Origin of the sequence: Paraburkholderia sediminicola (assembly GCF_046026895.1) — a bacterium.
Taxonomy (GTDB): Bacteria; Pseudomonadota; Gammaproteobacteria; order Burkholderiales; family Burkholderiaceae; genus Paraburkholderia; species Paraburkholderia sediminicola_C.
Genome location: NZ_JAQQEU010000006.1, coordinates 93,051 through 109,900, shown reverse-complemented (window position 1 = coordinate 109,900; position 16,850 = coordinate 93,051). Strand labels below are relative to the sequence as shown.

The following is a 16,850-nucleotide window of genomic DNA, read 5'->3' as shown; positions in this document are numbered from 1 at the left end:
GCGCTTCGCGCGAGTCACGCGTGCGCCGGCTGTTCCGACGACGGCGCCGCGTCCTCGCGGCCGCCGAACAGGCCCGCCATCCAGCGGCCGATTTCCTCGGCATTGGTCGCGCCCGTTGCGCGCACCGGCGAGAGCCGGCCGCCAGCGAGCACCGCAAGGCGGTCGCAGATGTCGAACAGCTCTTCCAGTTCCTCAGAGATCACCAGAATCGCGACGCCGCGCGCCGCCAGATCGAGCAGCTGCTGGCGGATGAACGCCGCCGCGCCGACATCGACGCCCCACGTGGGCTGCGCGACCACCAGCACCTTGGGCGCCTGCAGAATCTCGCGGCCCATGATGTATTTCTGCAGATTGCCGCCGGACAGACTCTGCGCGAGCGCGTCCGGGCCGCCGCAACGCACGTCGAAGGCATCGATGCAGCGCCTGGCGAACGCGCGCATCGCGCCCGCCCTGATCCAGCCCGAGCTCACCATCTGCTGACGGTGCGCGGTGAGCAGCGCGTTTTCCGACAGCGACATCGCCGGCACCGCGCCGCGGCCGAGGCGCTCCTCCGGCACGAAGCCGAAGCCGAGCGCGCGCCGGCCGCCCGCGCCCAGGCGCCCGGCGGGCTTGCCGCAAATCGTCACCGCATCGGCGCGCGTGCCGCGTTTTTCGCCCGACAGCGCCGACAGCAGTTCCGCCTGGCCGTTGCCCGACACACCCGCGATGCCGAAGATCTCGCCGGCATGCACGCCGAACGACACGTCGCGCAGCGAGGTGCCGAACGGGTCGTCGCTTGCCACCGACAACTGCTTCACATCGAGCAGCACGGCGCCGGGATTGTGCTCGCGCCGCGTGTAATCGGGCAGCGAATGGCCGACCATCAACTGCGCGAGCGATGCATGCGTCTCGCCCTTCGGCTTCACATGACCCGTCACGCGGCCGCCGCGCATCACCGTCGCGGTGTCGCACAGCTCCTGGATTTCGTCGAGCTTGTGGCTGATGTAGAGAATGCTGGAGCCTTCGGCCGCCAGCCGGCGCAGCGTCGCGAACAGCTTCCTCACCGCTTGCGGCGTCAGCACCGAGGTCGGCTCGTCCATGATCAGGAGGCGCGGGTTCTGCAGCAGACAGCGCACGATCTCGACGCGTTGCCGCTCGCCCACCGTCAGGCTATGCACGTGGCGCTGCGGATCGATGTCCAGACCGTAGTCGGCCGAGACTTCGCGAATCCGTTTCGAGAGCGTCTTCAGATCGAACGGCTCGTCGAGTGCGAGCGCGATGTTTTCGCCGACCGTGAGCGTCTCGAACAGCGAAAAATGCTGGAACACCATGCCGATGCCGAGCTTGCGCGCGGCCGCCGGGCTCGCGATCTCCACCGCCTCGCCTTCCCAGCGAATCTCGCCGGCGTCGGGCCGCACCGCGCCGTAGATGATCTTCATCAGCGTGCTTTTGCCGGCGCCGTTTTCGCCGAGCACCGCGTGGATTTCACCCGGCGCGACGATCAACGTGACGTCGTCGTTGGCTCGCACGGCCGGATATTGTTTGGTGATGCCCTGGAGCACCAGCCGGGGCGCCGCCTGTTCCGGCCCGGATGCCGGCTGCGCGGCGGCGCCGTCGCTATAAGAAGAGTCGCTCATGTGATTCCGTAGTACGTCGGTGACTGCCAGTTGCGACGCGTCCACCCACCTTGACGGCGGACGATCCGTCACCACAACCGGATGACAATACCCAATTCGACCCGCTCAGTCGAGCCGCCAAAATTCCCGCAAACCCCCGCCGCAGCGCGCTCTGCGGGTATGCCACGCTTGACGCGGTTTTTCGTTCATATTAAAACCCATATACCCCCACGCCCGCTCGATCAGCCAGAACATATATTTCGGAGAAATCATGAGCCAGCAACGCGAGGCGATCGATACGTACCTACTGCGCGTCTTGCACACCTTGTTGATGGAGCGCAGCGTCACGCGCGCGGCCGTCAAGCTGAATCAATCACAACCCGCCATCAGCGCGGCGCTGCGCCGTTTGCGCGACATCACCGGCGACCCGTTGCTGGTGCGCGGCAAATCCGGCATGGTGCCCACGGAATACGGCCTGCGCCTGCTCGAACCGGTGCAGAACGCGCTGCGCGAGATCGAACGCATCAAGTTCCAGCAGCACAACTTCGATCCGGCCACGTCGATCCGCTGCTACCGGATCGGCTGCCCCGACTACCTGAACGTGCTGTTCGTGCCGACGGTGGTCGAACGCTTTCGCCAGGCCGCGCCGAACGCGACGCTCGAATTTCACTCGCTGGGCCCCGCCTTCGACTACGAACTCGCGCTCGAGGACGGCAAGCTCGACACCGTGGTCGGCAACTGGCCGGAGCCGCCGGAGCAGTTGCACCTGTCGAACCTGTTCGTCGATCAGATCGTCTGCCTGATGAGCAACGCGCATCCGTTTGCCAAACGCGGCGGACTCACGCTCGACCAGTATCTGAACGCGCCGCATCTCGCGCCGACTCCTTACTCGGTGGGCCAGCGCGGCGCGATCGACGTGCATCTCGCGCGCGAGCGGCTCAAGCGTCACGTGGTCGTCACGTTGCCGTACTTCAATCTCGCGCCGTACGTGTTGATCAAGTCCGATCTGATCTTCACGACCACGCGCCTCTTTGCCGATTACTACGCCAAATTCCTGCCGCTCACCGTGGTGCCCGCCCCGCTCGATTTCCCGCCGATGCAGTATTACCAGCTATGGCACGAGCGCGTGCACTACTCCGATGAAGTGCGCTGGCTGCGCAGCCTGGTCGCCGAAGCGACCAAAACCTTGATCGACAAGCCTTGACTGGTTTCACCGCCCGCTTTTCACCGCCAGCTTTTCACCACCCGCTTTTCACCACGGGTAGCGGGCGGCCATGCCGTGCATGACGATGGCGCGGCGGCCCGCAACCCGACTCTCTTCTCCCGCTTTTCCCTGTTACGCCGCCGCTTCGTAAAGCGTCTTCGCCAGCCGGTTGTGCTGCTCGATGACCGGTCCGAGGTCGAGCGTCGTCAACTGTCCGTCCTTCACGATCACCCTGCCGCCGATCACGCTATAGCTCACTTGCGACGGCGCGCAGAATACCAGCGCCGCGACCGGATCGTGCAGCGCCCCCGCAAACAGCGGTTGACGCAAATCGAACGACACGAAGTCCGCCGCCATGCCGGGCGCGAGCGCGCCGATGTCGTCGCGGTTGAGCACCTTCGCGCCGCCTAGCGTGGCGATTTCCAGCGCCTCGCGCGCGGTCATCGCATCCGGCCCGAAACCGACGCGCTGCAACAGCAGCGCCTGGCGCACTTCGGCCACCATCTGCGCGCCGTCGTTCGAAGCCGAACCGTCGACGCCCAGCCCCACCGGCACGCCCGCGAGCCGCATCCGCCCGACCGGCGCGATGCCCGACGCGAGCCGCATGTTCGAACACGGACAGTGCGCGACGCCGGTGCCGGTGCGCGCGAACAGGGCGATGCCGGCGTCGTCGAGTTGCACGCAGTGCGCATGCCACACATCGTGGCCGACCCAGCCGAGGTCTTCCGCATACTCCGCCGGCGTCATGCCGAACTTCTCGCGGCTGTACGCGATGTCGTTGACGTTCTCGGCGAGGTGCGTATGCAGCGACACGCCGTACTGGCGCGCCATCGCCGCCGACTCGCGCATCAGGTCGCGGCTCACCGAGAACGGCGAGCATGGCGCGACCACCACACGCAGCATCGCGTAGCGCCCTTCGTCGTGGTACGTCTCGATCAGCCGCTGCGTGTCCTTCAGGATGTCCGCTTCACGCTCGACCACCGAATCCGGCGGCAGGCCGCCGTCCTTCTGCCCCACGCTCATGCTGCCGCGCGCCGCGTGAAAGCGCATGCCGATCCTGCGCGCCGCGGCGATGCTGTCGTCGAGCCGGCTGCCGTTCGGATAGATATACAGATGGTCGCTCGAGGTCGTGCAACCGGACAGCAGCAGCTCGGCCATCGCCGTGAGCGTCGAGACTTCGATCATCTCCGGCGTGAGGTTCGCCCACACCTTGTACAGGCTGGTGAGCCAGCCGAACAACTCGGCGTTCTGCGCGGCGGGAATCGCGCGCGTGAGGCTCTGGTACATGTGGTGGTGCGTGTTCACCAGACCCGGGATCACCAGGTGCCCACGCATGTCCAGCACTTCGTCGGCCGTTTGCGGCAATTGCGCCGTCGGTCCGACCGCGACGATGCGGTTGTCCTCGATGTACAGACCACCGTCGCGCAATTCGCGCCGGGCGCCGTCCATCGTGACCAGCACGTCCGCGTGCTTCACCAGCATCGTCTTCTTCTTGCCCGGCTGTTGCGCCGTCTGTTCCATCGTCATCCGTTTCTCCGCTGTCATGCTTGCGTGCAAAGTCGTTCGAACGCGATGTGACGGCACGCCAACCGTGCCGCCGCGTCCCGTCGAACGCCGTTGGCCCGGTTACCCAGCGCGTTGCGCCGTCTTCGGGGTGTCCCCCAAGGGGACTTCCTTCGGGGGTGTGCCGCGGTCGAACCGCTTCCGGCCCGTTTGCAGCGCGGCGCACAGGTCTAACCTTCGACGGCCAAAATAAGCGTGGCAACTCGCGCCAATGCGATACCCAACTTCACGCCGCCGATATAGTGGGCCTTTTTTGGCGCCGCTACGATCGAAGCGGATTCAAAAAATCGAACGAATCGATGCGCTGCGGCTTTCAACAGGCTGTCCGTCATGTGCCAGGTATTATCTTTCCTATCTCGCGCGCGCTGAACGGAGCAACCTTTCTACAATGGCTGTCACGGCGCTCGCTTCAATTCGCCGACGGGTATGTAGCCACTGACGTGGAGCCTCGATCCGCCGCAAACGTAGCTGGATCGGGCTGCCGCCGAAACCTCGCAAACACACAAGGAAAATTGCGAATGGGAAAGCTCACTACCCATGTGCTCGACACCGCGAACGGCCGTCCCGGCGCGGGCATCAAGGTCGAACTCTTCGCGCTCACGGGCGATACCCGCCGCGCGCTCAAAACCACCCTCACCAATAGCGACGGCCGCTGCGACGAGCCGCTGCTGGAAGGCGACGCGCTCGTCGCGGGCGAATACGAACTGGTGTTCGGCGCAGGCGACTACTTCGCGTCGATCGGCACGCAGGTGCCTGAGCCGCGTTTCGTCGACCGTGTGGTGCTGCGCTTCGGCGTAGCCGATGCCGCTGCGCATTATCACGTGCCGCTGCTGGTGTCGCCGTGGTCGTACAGCACGTATCGAGGCAGCTAGGAGCCGTCCGCGCAGGGCGCGCTCGATTGCATTGCGCAGAGACTCGCCGGCTGAGGGCAAAAGCCGCCGGCAGCCCCGGGCACCCCGCGAAACGCAATCGACCGCGCGAGCCGAACCGACCTGAACCTGAGATCAATTAAAAGAACGGCGCCGTGCGAACCGAGCGCGCCGCGTCCTTGACCCGCAGTCGGCGCGGTGACGCTGTGCCCCGTGGGGTCCATCAACCGGATCCGCGCAGGCGCCGAACGTCACCGCGTGTACAACGAATCAGAAGTGGAGGAGTTTCATGGAAGGCTTTATTACCGACTGGTTGAACCTGGCGATCCGCTGGTTCCATGTCATCGCCGCGATTGCATGGATCGGCGAGTCGTTCTACTTCGTCGCGCTCGACAACAGCCTGAAACCGCCACACGACCCGAACCAGCGCCGGCGCGGCGTGTTCGGCGAACTGTGGCACGTGCACGGCGGCGGCTTCTACAACATGCAGAAGTACACCGTCGCGCCGCCTGAAATGCCGGATGACCTGCACTGGTCGAAATGGCCGTCGTACACCACGTGGCTGTCGGGTTTCGGTCTGTTCACCGTGCTCTATCTGTTCTCGCCGTCCACGTATCTGATCGACAGGAACGTGCTCGACATGGGCCCGGTGGTCGCCGTCGCGTCGGCGCTCGGCTTTCTCGCGGCCGGCTGGATCGTGTACGACTCGCTGTGCCGCATCCTCGGCAACAAGGACAAGGTGCTCGGCATCTGCGTCGGCGTGTACGTGCTGATCGCGGCGTGGCTCGCCTGCCATATCTTCGCGGGCCGCGCGGCCTACCTGATCATGGGCGCGATGCTGGCGACGATCATGTCGGCCAACGTGTTCTTCGTGATCATTCCGGGCCAGCGCAAGATGGTCGACGCGATGCTCAAGAGCGACACGCCGAACCCCATCTACGGCAAGCGCGGCAAGCAACGCTCGGTGCACAACACGTATTTCACGTTGCCGGTGGTGTTCGCGATGCTGTCGAACCACTACGCGATGACCTACACGCACCCGTACAACTGGGCCGTGCTGCTGGTCATCATGCTGGCCGGCGCGCTGATCCGCCAGTTCTTCGTGATGCGCCACCGTGGCCAGGTGCTGTGGTATCTGCCGCTGGCCGGCATCGCGCTGATGTTCGGCGCGCTCTTCTGGACCATGCCGAAGCCGATCGTGCCGCAAGCGCAGGCCGCGAACGCGCCGTCGGTCAAGGTGGCCGACATCGCGCCGGTGCTGCAGCAGCGCTGCGTGGCTTGCCACTCCGCGCATCCGTCGATGATGGGCAGCGCGCCCGCCGGCGTGCTGCTGGATACGCCGGACGAGATCTCGCAGAACGCGCAGCGGATCTATCAGCAGGCGGTGACGTTGAAGGCGATGCCACTCGGCAACGTCACCCACATGACCGACGACGAACGGATGAAGATCGCCGCATGGTTCGAAGGCGGCGCGGCGAAGTAAGGGGAAGCACGCATGCCGGCCGGACTCGAGGTCCAGCTTGCCGGCGATACGGCAGGACGAAGCGGGCTTTTCGCGCGAGCGGCAAACCCTTTTTTGCCGTCAGCGGACGTCGGCGTTGAGGATGCGCGAGTAGCGATTTGTCGCCCAAGGACTACAAAACTATTGGAAACTGCGCAAATTGTAGTCCTTGGGACACAATGTCATCTCCTCGTTTTGTGTCTTCTGGGCTACAATGATAGCCAATCCGTCAAGAATTGACGCCTTGGGGCTACAAATGACCAATCTTGCCGACGTATCGGACATGCTCAAAGCGCTGCGGCGCGAAAACAACCTGTCGCAGGAAGAACTGGCGCGCCGCGCCGGCGTCGCGCGCACCACCGTCGCGCGCATGGAAACGCTCGCCAGAAACGACATGAGCGTGTCCGTGCTGGTGCGTCTGCTCGAAGCGGCGGGCTATGACCTCAAGTTCGTCGCGCATGGACACGGGCGCACGCTCGAAGACATCCTCGCTGAACAACGCAGCCCGGACGCGAACCCATGAAGCTCGACGTCCAGGTGCGGGGCAAGAACGTCGCCACGCTGTTTCGCGAGCGCGACGATTACGTCCTCAAATACAACGCCGACGCGCGCCCGGCCGACTTCGTCAGCCTCACGATGCCCGTGCGCGAGGAAGCCTGGCGCTGGCCGCGCGATCTGCATCCGTTCTTCCGGCAGAACCTGCCCGAGGGTTACCTGCTGAATCTGATCCGCGAGCAGTTCGGCCCGTTGCTCGACGGCACCGACCTATCGCTGCTGGCCGTGGTCGGGGCAATGGGGATCGGCCGCGTCACCGTGACGCCCGAAGGCGTCGCGCCGGGCACCGAACTGCAGGCGCTCGACGTCAAGGACATCCTGCACGGCGACAACACCGCCGAACATTTCGCACAGCTGGTGCGCGAATATGCGCGCGCGGCCATCTCGGGCGTCGTGCCGAAATTCATCGCGCCACAGGAAGCGGCATCCGGCGCCGCCGCGCCGGCGCCGCTCGGCAAACCGACCCTGCGGACGAGCCGCCACATCGTCAAGGGCTCGGACGACAACACGCCGTTTCTAGGCTTCAACGAGTTCTATTCGATGCGCGTACTCGAACGGCTCGGCGTCGCGCCGGTGGCGCGCACGCAAATGTCGGACGATGGCCGGGCGCTGATCGTCGAGCGCTTCGACGTGGATGCAGAAGGACTGCCGGCGTATGGCGTCGAAGACATGTGCGGGCTGCTGGGTTTGCCGCCGCACGAAAAATACAACTCCACCAGCGAGAAGATGCTCAACGCCGCCAGAGCGTACCTGCTCGATCGCGACCGCATGCGCGAGCAACTCCAGCAACTCGGCTGGCATCTGCTGACGAACTACGTCGTGCGCAATGCGGACTGCCATACGAAGAACGTTGCGCTGCTCTACACGTCGGTCGACGACGTGGCGTTCACACCTGTCTACGACATCGTCACGACGCAGGCCTATCCGCGTTTCGCGGCCAATCCGCCGGGTCTGCCGATCGACGGCCGCAAAACCTGGGCGGCCGGCACAACGCTGGAGCGTTTTTTCAACACGCGCATGGGCATCGCGCCGCGCCAGTATGCGCAGATGGTCGAGGCGCTGTGCGATTCGGCCGTCGCGGTCGGCCATGAAATGATCGAAGCGGCGCGCCACGAAACGCAGTGGCGCACGGTTGCGAAACACATGCTGCACGCGTGGGACGCCGGCATGGCGTCGTTGCGCTCGCCGAAGAAGAGCCTGCAATTCAAGGGACTCAAACCGGCGATCGAAGCCGCGGGCTTTTCCGATCCCGAGCCACCTGAACGGGCACGTGAAGTGATTGGGCGTTCACCGCTGCTGGGCAAGCGCGGCTAATCACTGAAGCACGGTCTCGCGTCGCCCTTTCAAGCTCCGCCAATACGAAAGCCCACGGCATGCGCCGCGGGCTTTCCGTTCATCAATGCAAGCTTGCTACGACAACGTCGCCAGCCTCAGACGGCGACCGCGCTCAATGCATCTTCCGTGAGCCACAGCGACTCGGCCAGATCCTGCTCATTCAGGTTGAGCCCGTCACCGCCGCGATCGATGACGATAAAGTCGCTCACGTCCCCCAACGCGATCAGCGGATGGTGCCAGACGCCCTTCGCATAGTTGACGCCCTGCCAGCCGCTCGTGACGAACGCGCGAATCCGCGACGCGTCCAGTTCGCCCGTCGGCGCCACCACCACCAGATACGGCCTGTCGTTCAGCGGCACGAACGCCTGGCTGCCGAGCGGGTGACGTTCCAGCATCTTCACTTCGAACGGCAGCGTGCGCGGTTGGCCGCGAAACAGGTTCACGAGCGTGCGGCCGTTCTCGTCGGTCACATCCACTTTCGCGAGATCGTGATAGCGGATCGTCGTGCCGAGATTGATCGGAATCTGCTTCGCGCCTTCGAGTTCGATCACGTCGCCGAACGCGGCGAACGCTTCCTTGGTCAGCGGTTCGATAGCGAGCGTTTTCATGATGCGAGCGTGCCCCACAAACGCAGACGCGATACGCCACCGTCGGGAATGATGTTAAAGCGCACATGCGTGACCGGACCGAGCGCCGCGATCTCGCTTTCGAAGTAATGCTGCTCGTCCATCTGCAGCTTCTGTTCGCCGAGCAGCACCGGCCAGAACATCGCCTGGGTGACCAGCGAGCTGTCGGTGCCCCCCGTCACATAGGCGGCCTGGATCGAGCAGCGGTCCGGATAGTTGCCCTTGAAGTGAGCCGTATCGACTTCGATCTTCCGGATCACGCCCGGCTGCGCCAGCGCGACGATCGCCCAGTCGTTGCCCGGCTCGCGACGGCGGCGCGTTTCCCAGCCGTCGCCCATGTTCACGCCGCGGCCCGGCATCAGGATCGTCGACGCCGCGCCGAAGTGCTGGTTGTTCGCCGCGACCAGATACGCGCCGTTCTCCATCGCGGCCAGATCGAACTGCTCGGTGCGGCTCGCGCCGGCCCAGTCGACCTGCGGCTGACCGTACACCCGCAGACGCGCGATCCCGCCGTCCGGATAGATGTTCACGCGCAAGTGGGTGTAAGCGTTCGCGTCGTCGACTTCGAGATAGTGGTGGCTATTGCTCTGCAAGCTGGTCGACGGCACGATCTCGGTCCATTGCGTCGACTGGTTCGGCGTGCCGTCCACCACGCGTGCGGCCTCCACCGATGCCGCCGGCGGAAAGTTGCCCGTGAAGTGGCTGGTATCGAGATCGAGCCCCTTGACGACGCCCGCACGCGCCAGCTTCACGACGCACCAGTCGTAGCCGGTGGCGCGCTTGCGGCGGGTTTCCCAGCCGTCCATCCACTTGCCGTTGTCGTCGTACTTGCCGGGAATGAAGACGGCCGGCTCCGGATTCAGCATGCGTTCCTTCGGGGCGAAGAAATCGTCGCTGGCCTCGAGCGCCTGCGCGCCCAGACGCGGGTCCGCCAGGTTCACAAAGCGGCGCGTGAATTCCGGTGCGTTGGGGTCGAGAATCGGGAGTGCCATCTTAGTCGTCCTTGATATATGTGGGTGCTGGAAAAACGCTTCCGTGCGAGCGCCGGGACGCGTGCGTGACGCGAGACTGTTGCGCGCCCGGGGTCTATGCGTCGATCAGGTCGTCGAGCCGCAAACGTGCGATGCGGTAGATCTGATCGAGGCTCGCGCGCAGTTCGTCGGCGCGGCTGTTGTTCACTCGCGCCTCGAAATTCGCGATGATGCCGTGGCGGTCATAGCCGCGCACCGCGAGAATGAACGGGAAGCCGAACTTCGCGCGATACGCGCTGTTCAGCGCGAGCAGCCTGTCGAACTCTGCCTGCGTGCACTGCGCGAGGCCCGCGCCGCTCTGCTCGCGCGTCGATTCGGCGGTCAGCTCGCCGCGCACCGCGGCCTTGCCGGCCAGCTCCGGATGCGCGTTGATCAACGCCAGTTGCCTATCGTCGCCCGCTGTTTCGACGATGCCCGACATCTTGCGATGCAGTTCGTCGACGCTGGCAAACGGCCGCTGCCGCGCGGCGATTTCGGCGACCCATGGCGAGTGCTCGAAAATACCCGACAGCGCCGCGACAAACGCGTCGACCGAAATGCTGTTGAGTTGATCCAGAGTGTATTGCATCGCCTTCATGCCGCCGCCTCGCGGTTGTCTTGTTGGTAAGGATGATGTTCGCGCCAGTGCCGCGCGATATCGACGCGCCGCGTGACCCACACGCGATCGTGCTGTTCGATATGGTCGAGAAAACGCTGCAGCGCGCGAAAACGCCCAGGACGCCCGAGCAGGCGGCAGTGCATGCCGACCGACAGCATCTTCGGCGCCTGGTCGCCTTCTTCGTAGAGCACGTCGAACGCGTCGCGCAGATAGGTGAAGAAGTGGTCCGCGGTGTTAAAGCCCTGCGGGCTCGCGAAGCGCATGTCGTTGGTGTCGAGCGTGTACGGCACGATCAGCTGCGGCACTTTTGCGCCGCCCTTGACCTCGACGTCCATCCAGAACGGCAGGTCGTCGCCGTAGTAATCCGAGTCGTACAGAAAGCCGCCATACTCGGCGACCAGACGATGCGTGTTCGGACTGTCGCGGCCGGTGTACCAGCCGAGCGGCCGCTCACCGGTCACGCGTTCGATCGCTGCCATGCCCAGGCGCATGTGTTCCGCTTCCTGCTCCGGCGACACATCCTGATAGTGAATCCAGCGATAGCCGTGGCACGCGATCTCATGACCGAGTTCGACGAATGAGCGCGCCACCTCCGGATGCCGTTCGATCGCCATGCCGACGCCGAACACCGTGAGCGGCAGCTTGCGCTTTTCGAATTCGCGCAGGATGCGCCACACGCCCGCGCGCGAGCCGTATTCGTAGATCGACTCCATGCTCATGTGGCGAGCCGGAAAGGACGCCGCGCCGACGATCTCCGACAGAAACTGCTCCGAGCCGGGATCGCCGTGCAGCACGCAATTTTCACCGCCCTCTTCGTAGTTCAGGACGAATTGCACCGCGACCCGTGCCCGGCCCGGCCAGTTGGCGTGCGCCGGGTGGCGGCCGTAGCCGATCAGATCGCGTGGGTAGTTCGAATCGAGTGGCATGGTTTGACGAATGCGTGGTGACGGTACGTAAAAATCGCGTGGCGCTCATGGGCCACTCGTGTGCTGCTGATGCGGCGCACAGGTGATCAACGCGCGAGCCTGGCTCAAGTCTGCGTGCCGCTTGCGCCTGAGCCCGCGCGGGCCGCAAACCCGGCAGGACGCCCGGCAAAGAGGGCCGCCGGGCACCCGCGTCGAGTGGGACCAGTGTAGCGAAAACGCCCGGGTGCGCCCATACACCCGGCCAGATAGTGCGTGTCAGACCGAATGTATGTACTGGCCCGGTTCGGCAGTGTTTACCCGCAGCCGATCGGCGCCCTGCGTGATGCCGGCGCTCGCCTGCGCGATGGCGGCAGACGCGCCGGCGCCACCACGCGGCGGCTGCGGATTCAGATCCGCCCCGCTCGGGCTGAACGACGCCAGCGCGCCGTCGTAGCGCTTGGCCAGCGGCCGCGCGTAATCGCCACGCTTGGCCGTCGACAGACGAAGCGCGACCAGTGCCTCGGTCCACTTCACGGCGGCCGTCACACCTTCGATCACCGGCGCGCCGAGCGCGTCCTCGATCTCCGCGCATAACTCGGCCATGCCCGCGCAACCGAGCACGATCGCATCCGACCCGTCCTCGGCAAGCGCGCGCCGGCATTCGTCGAGAATGATGCGGCGCGCCGCCGACCCTGGCTGGTCGAGATCGAGCACGGCGACGTCGGTCGCGCGGATGTTGCGGCAAAACCGCTTCATGCCGTAACGCTCGGCGAGATGCCAGGCCATCCCGCACGTGCGCGCGAGCGTCGTCACCACCGAGAACCCCGGCGCCAGCACGCTCGCCGCATGCATCGCCGCTTCCGCGATGCCGATCACCGGGCCGCGCGCCAACTCGCGCGCCGCGTACAAACCGGGATCGCCGAAGCAGGCGATCACGTAGCCGTCGCAGCCCTCGCGCTCGCCTGCGGCGACTTCGGCCAGCAAGCCCGGCGTGGCGAGCGCCTCGTCGTAATAGCCTTCGATCGACGGCGGCCCCATGGTCGGATTCACCGCGATCACTTCGGTGCCGGGCGCGGCGACTTCGCGGGCGCAGCGGCCCATCGCCTCGGTCATGCGCTGGGTCGTATTCGGGTTGATCAGTTTGATACGCATAAGAACTCCTTTTTGCGGCAGCGCGACTCAGCGTGCGAGCGCGCGATAGAACAACGCAGCGAGGCCCGCACCGATGAACCATGAGAAATTCGCCATCCCGTCGAGCCCCGGCGTCATCACGCAGATCACCGCGATCACCGCGGCCGGCAGCAGCGCGGCCACGGCCCGGTAGTTGACGCCGTTGCGATACCAGTACGAGCCGGTCGGCGCGACGGTGTACAGATCGTCGAGCACGATCTTCTGGCGCTTCACGAGGTAGTAGTCGACGATCAGGACACCGTACAAAGGTCCGATGAAGCTGCCGAGCACGTCGAGCGTGTAGTGGATCACGGCCGGGTTGTTGAACAGATTCCACGGCGTGATGAAGATCGACGCCACCGCCGCGAGCATCCCGCCCGCGCGCCAGCTGATCAGGCGCGGCGCGACGTTCGAGAAGTCGAATGCCGGCGACACGAAGTTGGCGACGATGTTGATGCCGATCGTCGCAATCGTGAAGGTCAACGCGCCGAGGATGACTGCGGTCGGATAGTCGATGTGGCCGACCGTTTCGACGGGGTCCGTGATCAGCTCGCCGAACACGGGCAGCGTGGCCGCGGTCGTGATCACCGTCACCAGCGAGAAAGCGAGGAAGTTGACCGGCAGCCCCCAGAAGTTGCCGCGCTTCACGCTGCGAAAGCTTTTGCCGTAGCGCGAAAAGTCGCCGAAATTCAGCATCGGCCCGGAGAAGTACGACACCACCAGCGAGATCGCCGTGATCATCACCGGCACCACCTGCATGCCGTGATATTTGACGCCGCCCAGGTTGATGCCGATGTTGCGCCACCCCGCGCGGTACACCATGTAGCCCGCCAGAATGAACATCACCACGTAGACCGCCGGACCGGCGAAGTCGATGAACTTCTTGATGGTTTCCATGCCATGCCAGAACACCAGCGCCTGCAACACCCACAGCAGCATGAAGCCGGCCCAGCCGAGCGTCGACAGGCCCATGAAGCCGTGGTGATGAAGATCCGCATACGGCAGCAGCGACGGCACGAACTTGAGCACCACGATCACCAGCGCGCTCGACGCCAGATAAGTCTGAATGCCGTACCAGGCGACCGCGATCAGGCCGCGGATCACCGCGGGAATATTCGCGCCGAGCACGCCGAAGGTGGCGCGGCACGCCACCGGATACGGCACGCCGTTCGCCTGGCTCGGCTTGGCGATCAGGTTGCACAGCAGGTTGACGATCGTGATGCCGACCAGCAGCGCGATCAGCACCTGCCAGCTCGTCAGGCCGAGCGCGAACAGACTTCCCGCGAACACGTAGCCGCCGACGCTGTGCACGTCCGACATCCAGAACGCGAAGATGTTGTAGGCGCCCCACGTTTGATTGCGCAGCGGCGCGAGATCCGCGTTGTAGAGCCGTTCGCTGTAGCCTGCCGGCACGGACGGATCGGCCTGCGCGTCGCCGTCGGCGTAAGTGGATATCGAGGGACTGCTGGGCGCTGCACTGAACTGAGCCATGATTCCTCCTTGAGATAGGGACCGTCGATAGCGCATCGAAGGACGTTGCACCGGTCATGCCAGCCGCGCCCTCCTCGCCCGTGCGGGAGCGAGGAAGCCGGCGCCATCTGGATGGACCGTGCCGCGGGTGTCTCCGTACTGAAGTACTTGTGGTTATCGCATCGCCGGCCGCCGCGGATTTCCGGCGATGCGTTGCTGCTCGAAGTCGGTCGCTTGGCGACGGACGTGCGTGCGCAAGCCGGCAGCGCTCATGCCGAGCCGCCTTGCGACGCCTGATTCGGTTCAGTTCAATTCAGTGCAGCGCGCACCGCCAGTGGGCGCGCGCTGATTTGCGCCTGTTAGCGCTCATTCGCGCATATTCGCGGTTATGCGCGCTTGCTGCCAGCCTCAGCCCGCTGTGGACCTGGCCTTGGATGCCTCTTTGGGCGCCCCACTCAGGGCGCCGAACACTTCATGGAGATCCGCCGCGCCACGGGCGGGGCGGTCCAGCATCTTCAACTCGACGCTTTGCAGATGGCGCGACATCAGTGCCGCCGCCTCTTTCGCATCGCCGGCGTCGAGCGCGGCGAGAATGGCTTCATGGTCTTCGAACGAGCAGGGGCTGCGTCCGAGCGACTCGTACAACGCGGAGATCAGCGTGGAGCGCGCGACCAATCCGCTCAGGCAATCGCACAGCACGCTGTTGCCGGCGAGCGCGGCCAACTCGGTGTGAAACGCGCCCGACAGACGGATCCATGCCGGAAAATCACGTGTTTCGAACGCTTTGCGTTCACGCCCGATCATGCTGCCGATGCTCTTCAAACGCCGCATGCCATGGCCGCTGCAAATCTTTTCGACCACCGCGAGTTCGATGATGCGGCGCATTTCGAACACTTCGTGCACCTCCTGCAGCGACGGACTCGCGACGAACGCACCGCGATTCGGCTCGAGGTCGACGAGGTGGTCGGTCGCCAGTTGCGCGAGCGCCTGGCGGATCGGGCCGCGCTTCACGCCGAATACTTCGCACAACTGCGCTTCGGTCAGCTTGGCGCCGGGTGCGAGCCGATGTTCGAGGATCGCGGCGCGGATGCGCTCGACAATCACTTCGGGCTTCGAACTGTTCGCGGCGGCTGAATCGGTGTCGGACATGATTGGCGTCTCGGTATGTTGGTCATCATAGGACGGACATAAAGATTGTCAACAATTTTTATCTGGAATTTCGACAATTTTCATGGAGAGGCTGGCCGGACGGTGCGGCAGGGTGTGCCATCGGCCTTATGGCGCTTCAATAGTAGTTTAATTAGGTGCCAGGCAAGCCGTCTATTGAAGGCTGGTTTTGTCAACAAAACGAAGGACCTTCACCGCACGTTTTGTTTGTGAGTCGCGTGGTTAGCTTGACCGTTAGTTGCGTTTAAAAGGAGAAAAGAAGGCGGGCAATCGCCCGCTTCGCTTCCTCCAGCCATCCAATCGTGCAGCCGTCAGTTCAGCCCAGACACGGGTAGCCCGACAAACTGAGTTCGAACCCATGCGTGTCGGCGACGAGATGCGCGTCCGCCCCCACCGGCAACGTCAGCATGTTGGGAATATGCCCGAACTGCAGGCCCGTGACGACCGGGATGCCGACCAGCGACCTCACCTGCTCGATCATCGCGTGCAGATCGTAGCCGTTATCGTAGTCGTAGGTCTTGCCGCCTGAAAGGTCGCCCAGCACGAGTGCTTGCTGCTGCGCAAGGATGCCTGACAGGTGCAACTGATAAATCATCCGTTCGATCCGGAACGGCTGCTCGTTGACATCCTCGACAAACAGGATGCCCCCCTGCACCGGCGGCATATACGGCGTGCCGATCAGCGACGCCACCACTGCCAGGTTGCCGCCCCACAACGTGCCTGACACGTCGACCGGCTGTGCCTGCGGCGTATGGCTGGCGATCGTCATGGCCGGCTTCGTGAGCGCCGACCAGAAGTGCTGCATGGTGAATTCGCTGAGTTCCTCCGCACCGAAATCGCTCATCAGCATCGGGCCGCCGAACGTCTTCAATCCGGCGCGCGCCAGCAACGCAAGCTGGATCGCGGTGAAATCGCTGTGCCCGACCAGCGCCAACGGCTGATCGGTCAGCCGCCGTTGCAGTCCTTCGTAGTCGAGTCCGTGCAGGATACGCACCGCGCCATACCCTCCGCGCACCGCCAGCACGACGTCGGGCAACTCACGCGACGGGTCCGCGAGCCGGTTCAGATCGGCCGCGCGCTCCCCGTCGGTGCCGGCGAAGCGTTGATAGCGGCGCTTCGCCGCCGCCTCGCCAATGACGCGATGCCCTTGCGCGTGCAGACGATGCAACGCGCGATGCAGCACCTCCGGGTCATGCGGATACCCGGACGGCGCGATCAGTTCGAAGGTGCGATGAACGGTCATTGGCGAGACCTGTTGGAC

General features: G+C 64.7%; 15 protein-coding genes. 5 read left to right on the top strand and 10 right to left on the bottom strand.

Features of this window, described 5'->3' with window-relative positions:
• Positions 1–14 precede the first annotated feature (14 nt).
• Positions 15–1,616, bottom strand: coding sequence for an ABC transporter ATP-binding protein (locus tag PQR02_RS06590; RefSeq protein WP_408227216.1), 1,602 nt, complete (start codon positions 1,614–1,616; stop codon positions 15–17).
• Between the two features lie 250 nt (positions 1,617–1,866).
• On the opposite strand from PQR02_RS06590, the gene PQR02_RS06585 reads away from it, so the two are divergent.
• On the top strand, positions 1,867–2,799 hold the full coding sequence (locus tag PQR02_RS06585) for a LysR substrate-binding domain-containing protein (RefSeq protein WP_172176057.1): 933 nt from the start codon (positions 1,867–1,869) through the stop codon (positions 2,797–2,799).
• A 132-nt stretch (positions 2,800–2,931) separates the two neighbouring features.
• On the opposite strand, the gene PQR02_RS06580 is transcribed toward PQR02_RS06585, so the two are convergent.
• Positions 2,932–4,326: an 8-oxoguanine deaminase gene (locus PQR02_RS06580; RefSeq protein ID WP_408227212.1), complete on the bottom strand. Its 1,395-nt coding sequence runs from the start codon at positions 4,324–4,326 to the stop codon at positions 2,932–2,934.
• A 554-nt stretch (positions 4,327–4,880) separates the two neighbouring features.
• Here PQR02_RS06580 and uraH point away from each other — a divergent pair.
• The 4 genes from uraH to PQR02_RS06560 all read left to right on the top strand — a co-directional run bounded on the left by uraH (position 4,881) and on the right by PQR02_RS06560 (position 8,601).
• Positions 4,881–5,234, top strand: a complete 354-nt coding sequence (gene uraH, locus PQR02_RS06575; protein WP_408227209.1) for a hydroxyisourate hydrolase — start codon at positions 4,881–4,883, stop codon at positions 5,232–5,234.
• A 286-nt stretch (positions 5,235–5,520) separates the two neighbouring features.
• Positions 5,521–6,714: a urate hydroxylase PuuD gene (locus tag PQR02_RS06570; RefSeq protein WP_408227206.1), complete on the top strand. Its 1,194-nt coding sequence runs from the start codon at positions 5,521–5,523 to the stop codon at positions 6,712–6,714.
• Positions 6,715–6,988: 274 nt separating this feature from the next.
• Positions 6,989–7,255 carry a helix-turn-helix domain-containing protein gene (locus PQR02_RS06565; protein WP_408227203.1) on the top strand — a complete coding sequence of 89 codons (267 nt, stop codon included), beginning with the start codon at positions 6,989–6,991 and terminating at the stop codon, positions 7,253–7,255.
• Positions 7,252–8,601 carry a type II toxin-antitoxin system HipA family toxin gene (locus PQR02_RS06560; protein WP_408227200.1) on the top strand — a complete coding sequence of 450 codons (1,350 nt, stop codon included), beginning with the start codon at positions 7,252–7,254 and terminating at the stop codon, positions 8,599–8,601. The genes PQR02_RS06565 and PQR02_RS06560 overlap by 4 nt, the downstream gene beginning before the upstream one ends.
• A 116-nt stretch (positions 8,602–8,717) precedes the next feature.
• Here PQR02_RS06560 and PQR02_RS06555 read toward each other — a convergent pair whose 3' ends face one another.
• The 8 genes from PQR02_RS06555 to ldcA form a co-directional block, all read right to left on the bottom strand.
• Entirely contained in the window at positions 8,718–9,230 is a 513-nt protein-coding gene (locus PQR02_RS06555) for an ureidoglycolate lyase (protein WP_408227197.1), read from the bottom strand.
• Positions 9,227–10,240, bottom strand: coding sequence for an allantoicase (gene alc, locus PQR02_RS06550; RefSeq protein ID WP_408227194.1), 1,014 nt, complete (start codon positions 10,238–10,240; stop codon positions 9,227–9,229). The genes PQR02_RS06555 and alc overlap by 4 nt, the downstream gene beginning before the upstream one ends.
• Positions 10,241–10,334: 94 nt before the next feature.
• Entirely contained in the window at positions 10,335–10,856 is a 522-nt protein-coding gene (gene uraD / locus PQR02_RS06545; protein ID WP_408227191.1) for a 2-oxo-4-hydroxy-4-carboxy-5-ureidoimidazoline decarboxylase, read from the bottom strand.
• Entirely contained in the window at positions 10,853–11,803 is a 951-nt protein-coding gene (gene puuE / locus PQR02_RS06540) for an allantoinase PuuE (RefSeq protein ID WP_408227188.1), read from the bottom strand. Before puuE ends, uraD begins: the two co-directional genes overlap by 4 nt.
• 255 nt (positions 11,804–12,058) lie before the next feature.
• Positions 12,059–12,934 carry an aspartate/glutamate racemase family protein gene (locus tag PQR02_RS06535; protein WP_408227185.1) on the bottom strand — a complete coding sequence of 292 codons (876 nt, stop codon included), beginning with the start codon at positions 12,932–12,934 and terminating at the stop codon, positions 12,059–12,061.
• A gap of 27 nt (positions 12,935–12,961) precedes the next feature.
• Positions 12,962–14,443, bottom strand: a complete 1,482-nt coding sequence (locus PQR02_RS06530; protein ID WP_408227182.1) for an NCS1 family nucleobase:cation symporter-1 — start codon at positions 14,441–14,443, stop codon at positions 12,962–12,964.
• Between the two features lie 387 nt (positions 14,444–14,830).
• On the bottom strand, positions 14,831–15,571 hold the full coding sequence (locus tag PQR02_RS06525; RefSeq protein WP_408227179.1) for a GntR family transcriptional regulator: 741 nt from the start codon (positions 15,569–15,571) through the stop codon (positions 14,831–14,833).
• Positions 15,572–15,905: 334 nt separating this feature from the next.
• Positions 15,906–16,832, bottom strand: a complete 927-nt coding sequence (gene ldcA / locus PQR02_RS06520) for a muramoyltetrapeptide carboxypeptidase (RefSeq protein WP_408227176.1) — start codon at positions 16,830–16,832, stop codon at positions 15,906–15,908.
• Between the last annotated feature and the right edge of the window lie 18 nt (positions 16,833–16,850).

Bases quoted from the DNA above. Each gene is read 5' to 3' on its own strand.
- PQR02_RS06565 (WP_408227203.1), top strand. From the start codon at position 6,989: ATGACCAATCTTGCCGACGTATCGGACATGCTCAAAGCGCTGCGGCGC.
- PQR02_RS06555 (WP_408227197.1), bottom strand. From the start codon at position 9,230: ATGAAAACGCTCGCTATCGAACCGCTGACCAAGGAAGCGTTCGCCGCG.
- uraD (WP_408227191.1), bottom strand. From the start codon at position 10,856: ATGAAGGCGATGCAATACACTCTGGATCAACTCAACAGCATTTCGGTC.
- alc (WP_408227194.1), bottom strand. From the start codon at position 10,240: ATGGCACTCCCGATTCTCGACCCCAACGCACCGGAATTCACGCGCCGC.
- PQR02_RS06530 (WP_408227182.1), bottom strand. From the start codon at position 14,443: ATGGCTCAGTTCAGTGCAGCGCCCAGCAGTCCCTCGATATCCACTTAC.
- PQR02_RS06535 (WP_408227185.1), bottom strand. From the start codon at position 12,934: ATGCGTATCAAACTGATCAACCCGAATACGACCCAGCGCATGACCGAG.
- uraH (WP_408227209.1), top strand. From the start codon at position 4,881: ATGGGAAAGCTCACTACCCATGTGCTCGACACCGCGAACGGCCGTCCC.
- PQR02_RS06580 (WP_408227212.1), bottom strand. From the start codon at position 4,326: ATGACGATGGAACAGACGGCGCAACAGCCGGGCAAGAAGAAGACGATG.
- PQR02_RS06570 (WP_408227206.1), top strand. From the start codon at position 5,521: ATGGAAGGCTTTATTACCGACTGGTTGAACCTGGCGATCCGCTGGTTC.
- PQR02_RS06585 (WP_172176057.1), top strand. From the start codon at position 1,867: ATGAGCCAGCAACGCGAGGCGATCGATACGTACCTACTGCGCGTCTTG.
- PQR02_RS06590 (WP_408227216.1), bottom strand. From the start codon at position 1,616: ATGAGCGACTCTTCTTATAGCGACGGCGCCGCCGCGCAGCCGGCATCC.
- PQR02_RS06525 (WP_408227179.1), bottom strand. From the start codon at position 15,571: ATGTCCGACACCGATTCAGCCGCCGCGAACAGTTCGAAGCCCGAAGTG.
- PQR02_RS06560 (WP_408227200.1), top strand. From the start codon at position 7,252: ATGAAGCTCGACGTCCAGGTGCGGGGCAAGAACGTCGCCACGCTGTTT.
- ldcA (WP_408227176.1), bottom strand. From the start codon at position 16,832: ATGACCGTTCATCGCACCTTCGAACTGATCGCGCCGTCCGGGTATCCG.
- puuE (WP_408227188.1), bottom strand. From the start codon at position 11,803: ATGCCACTCGATTCGAACTACCCACGCGATCTGATCGGCTACGGCCGC.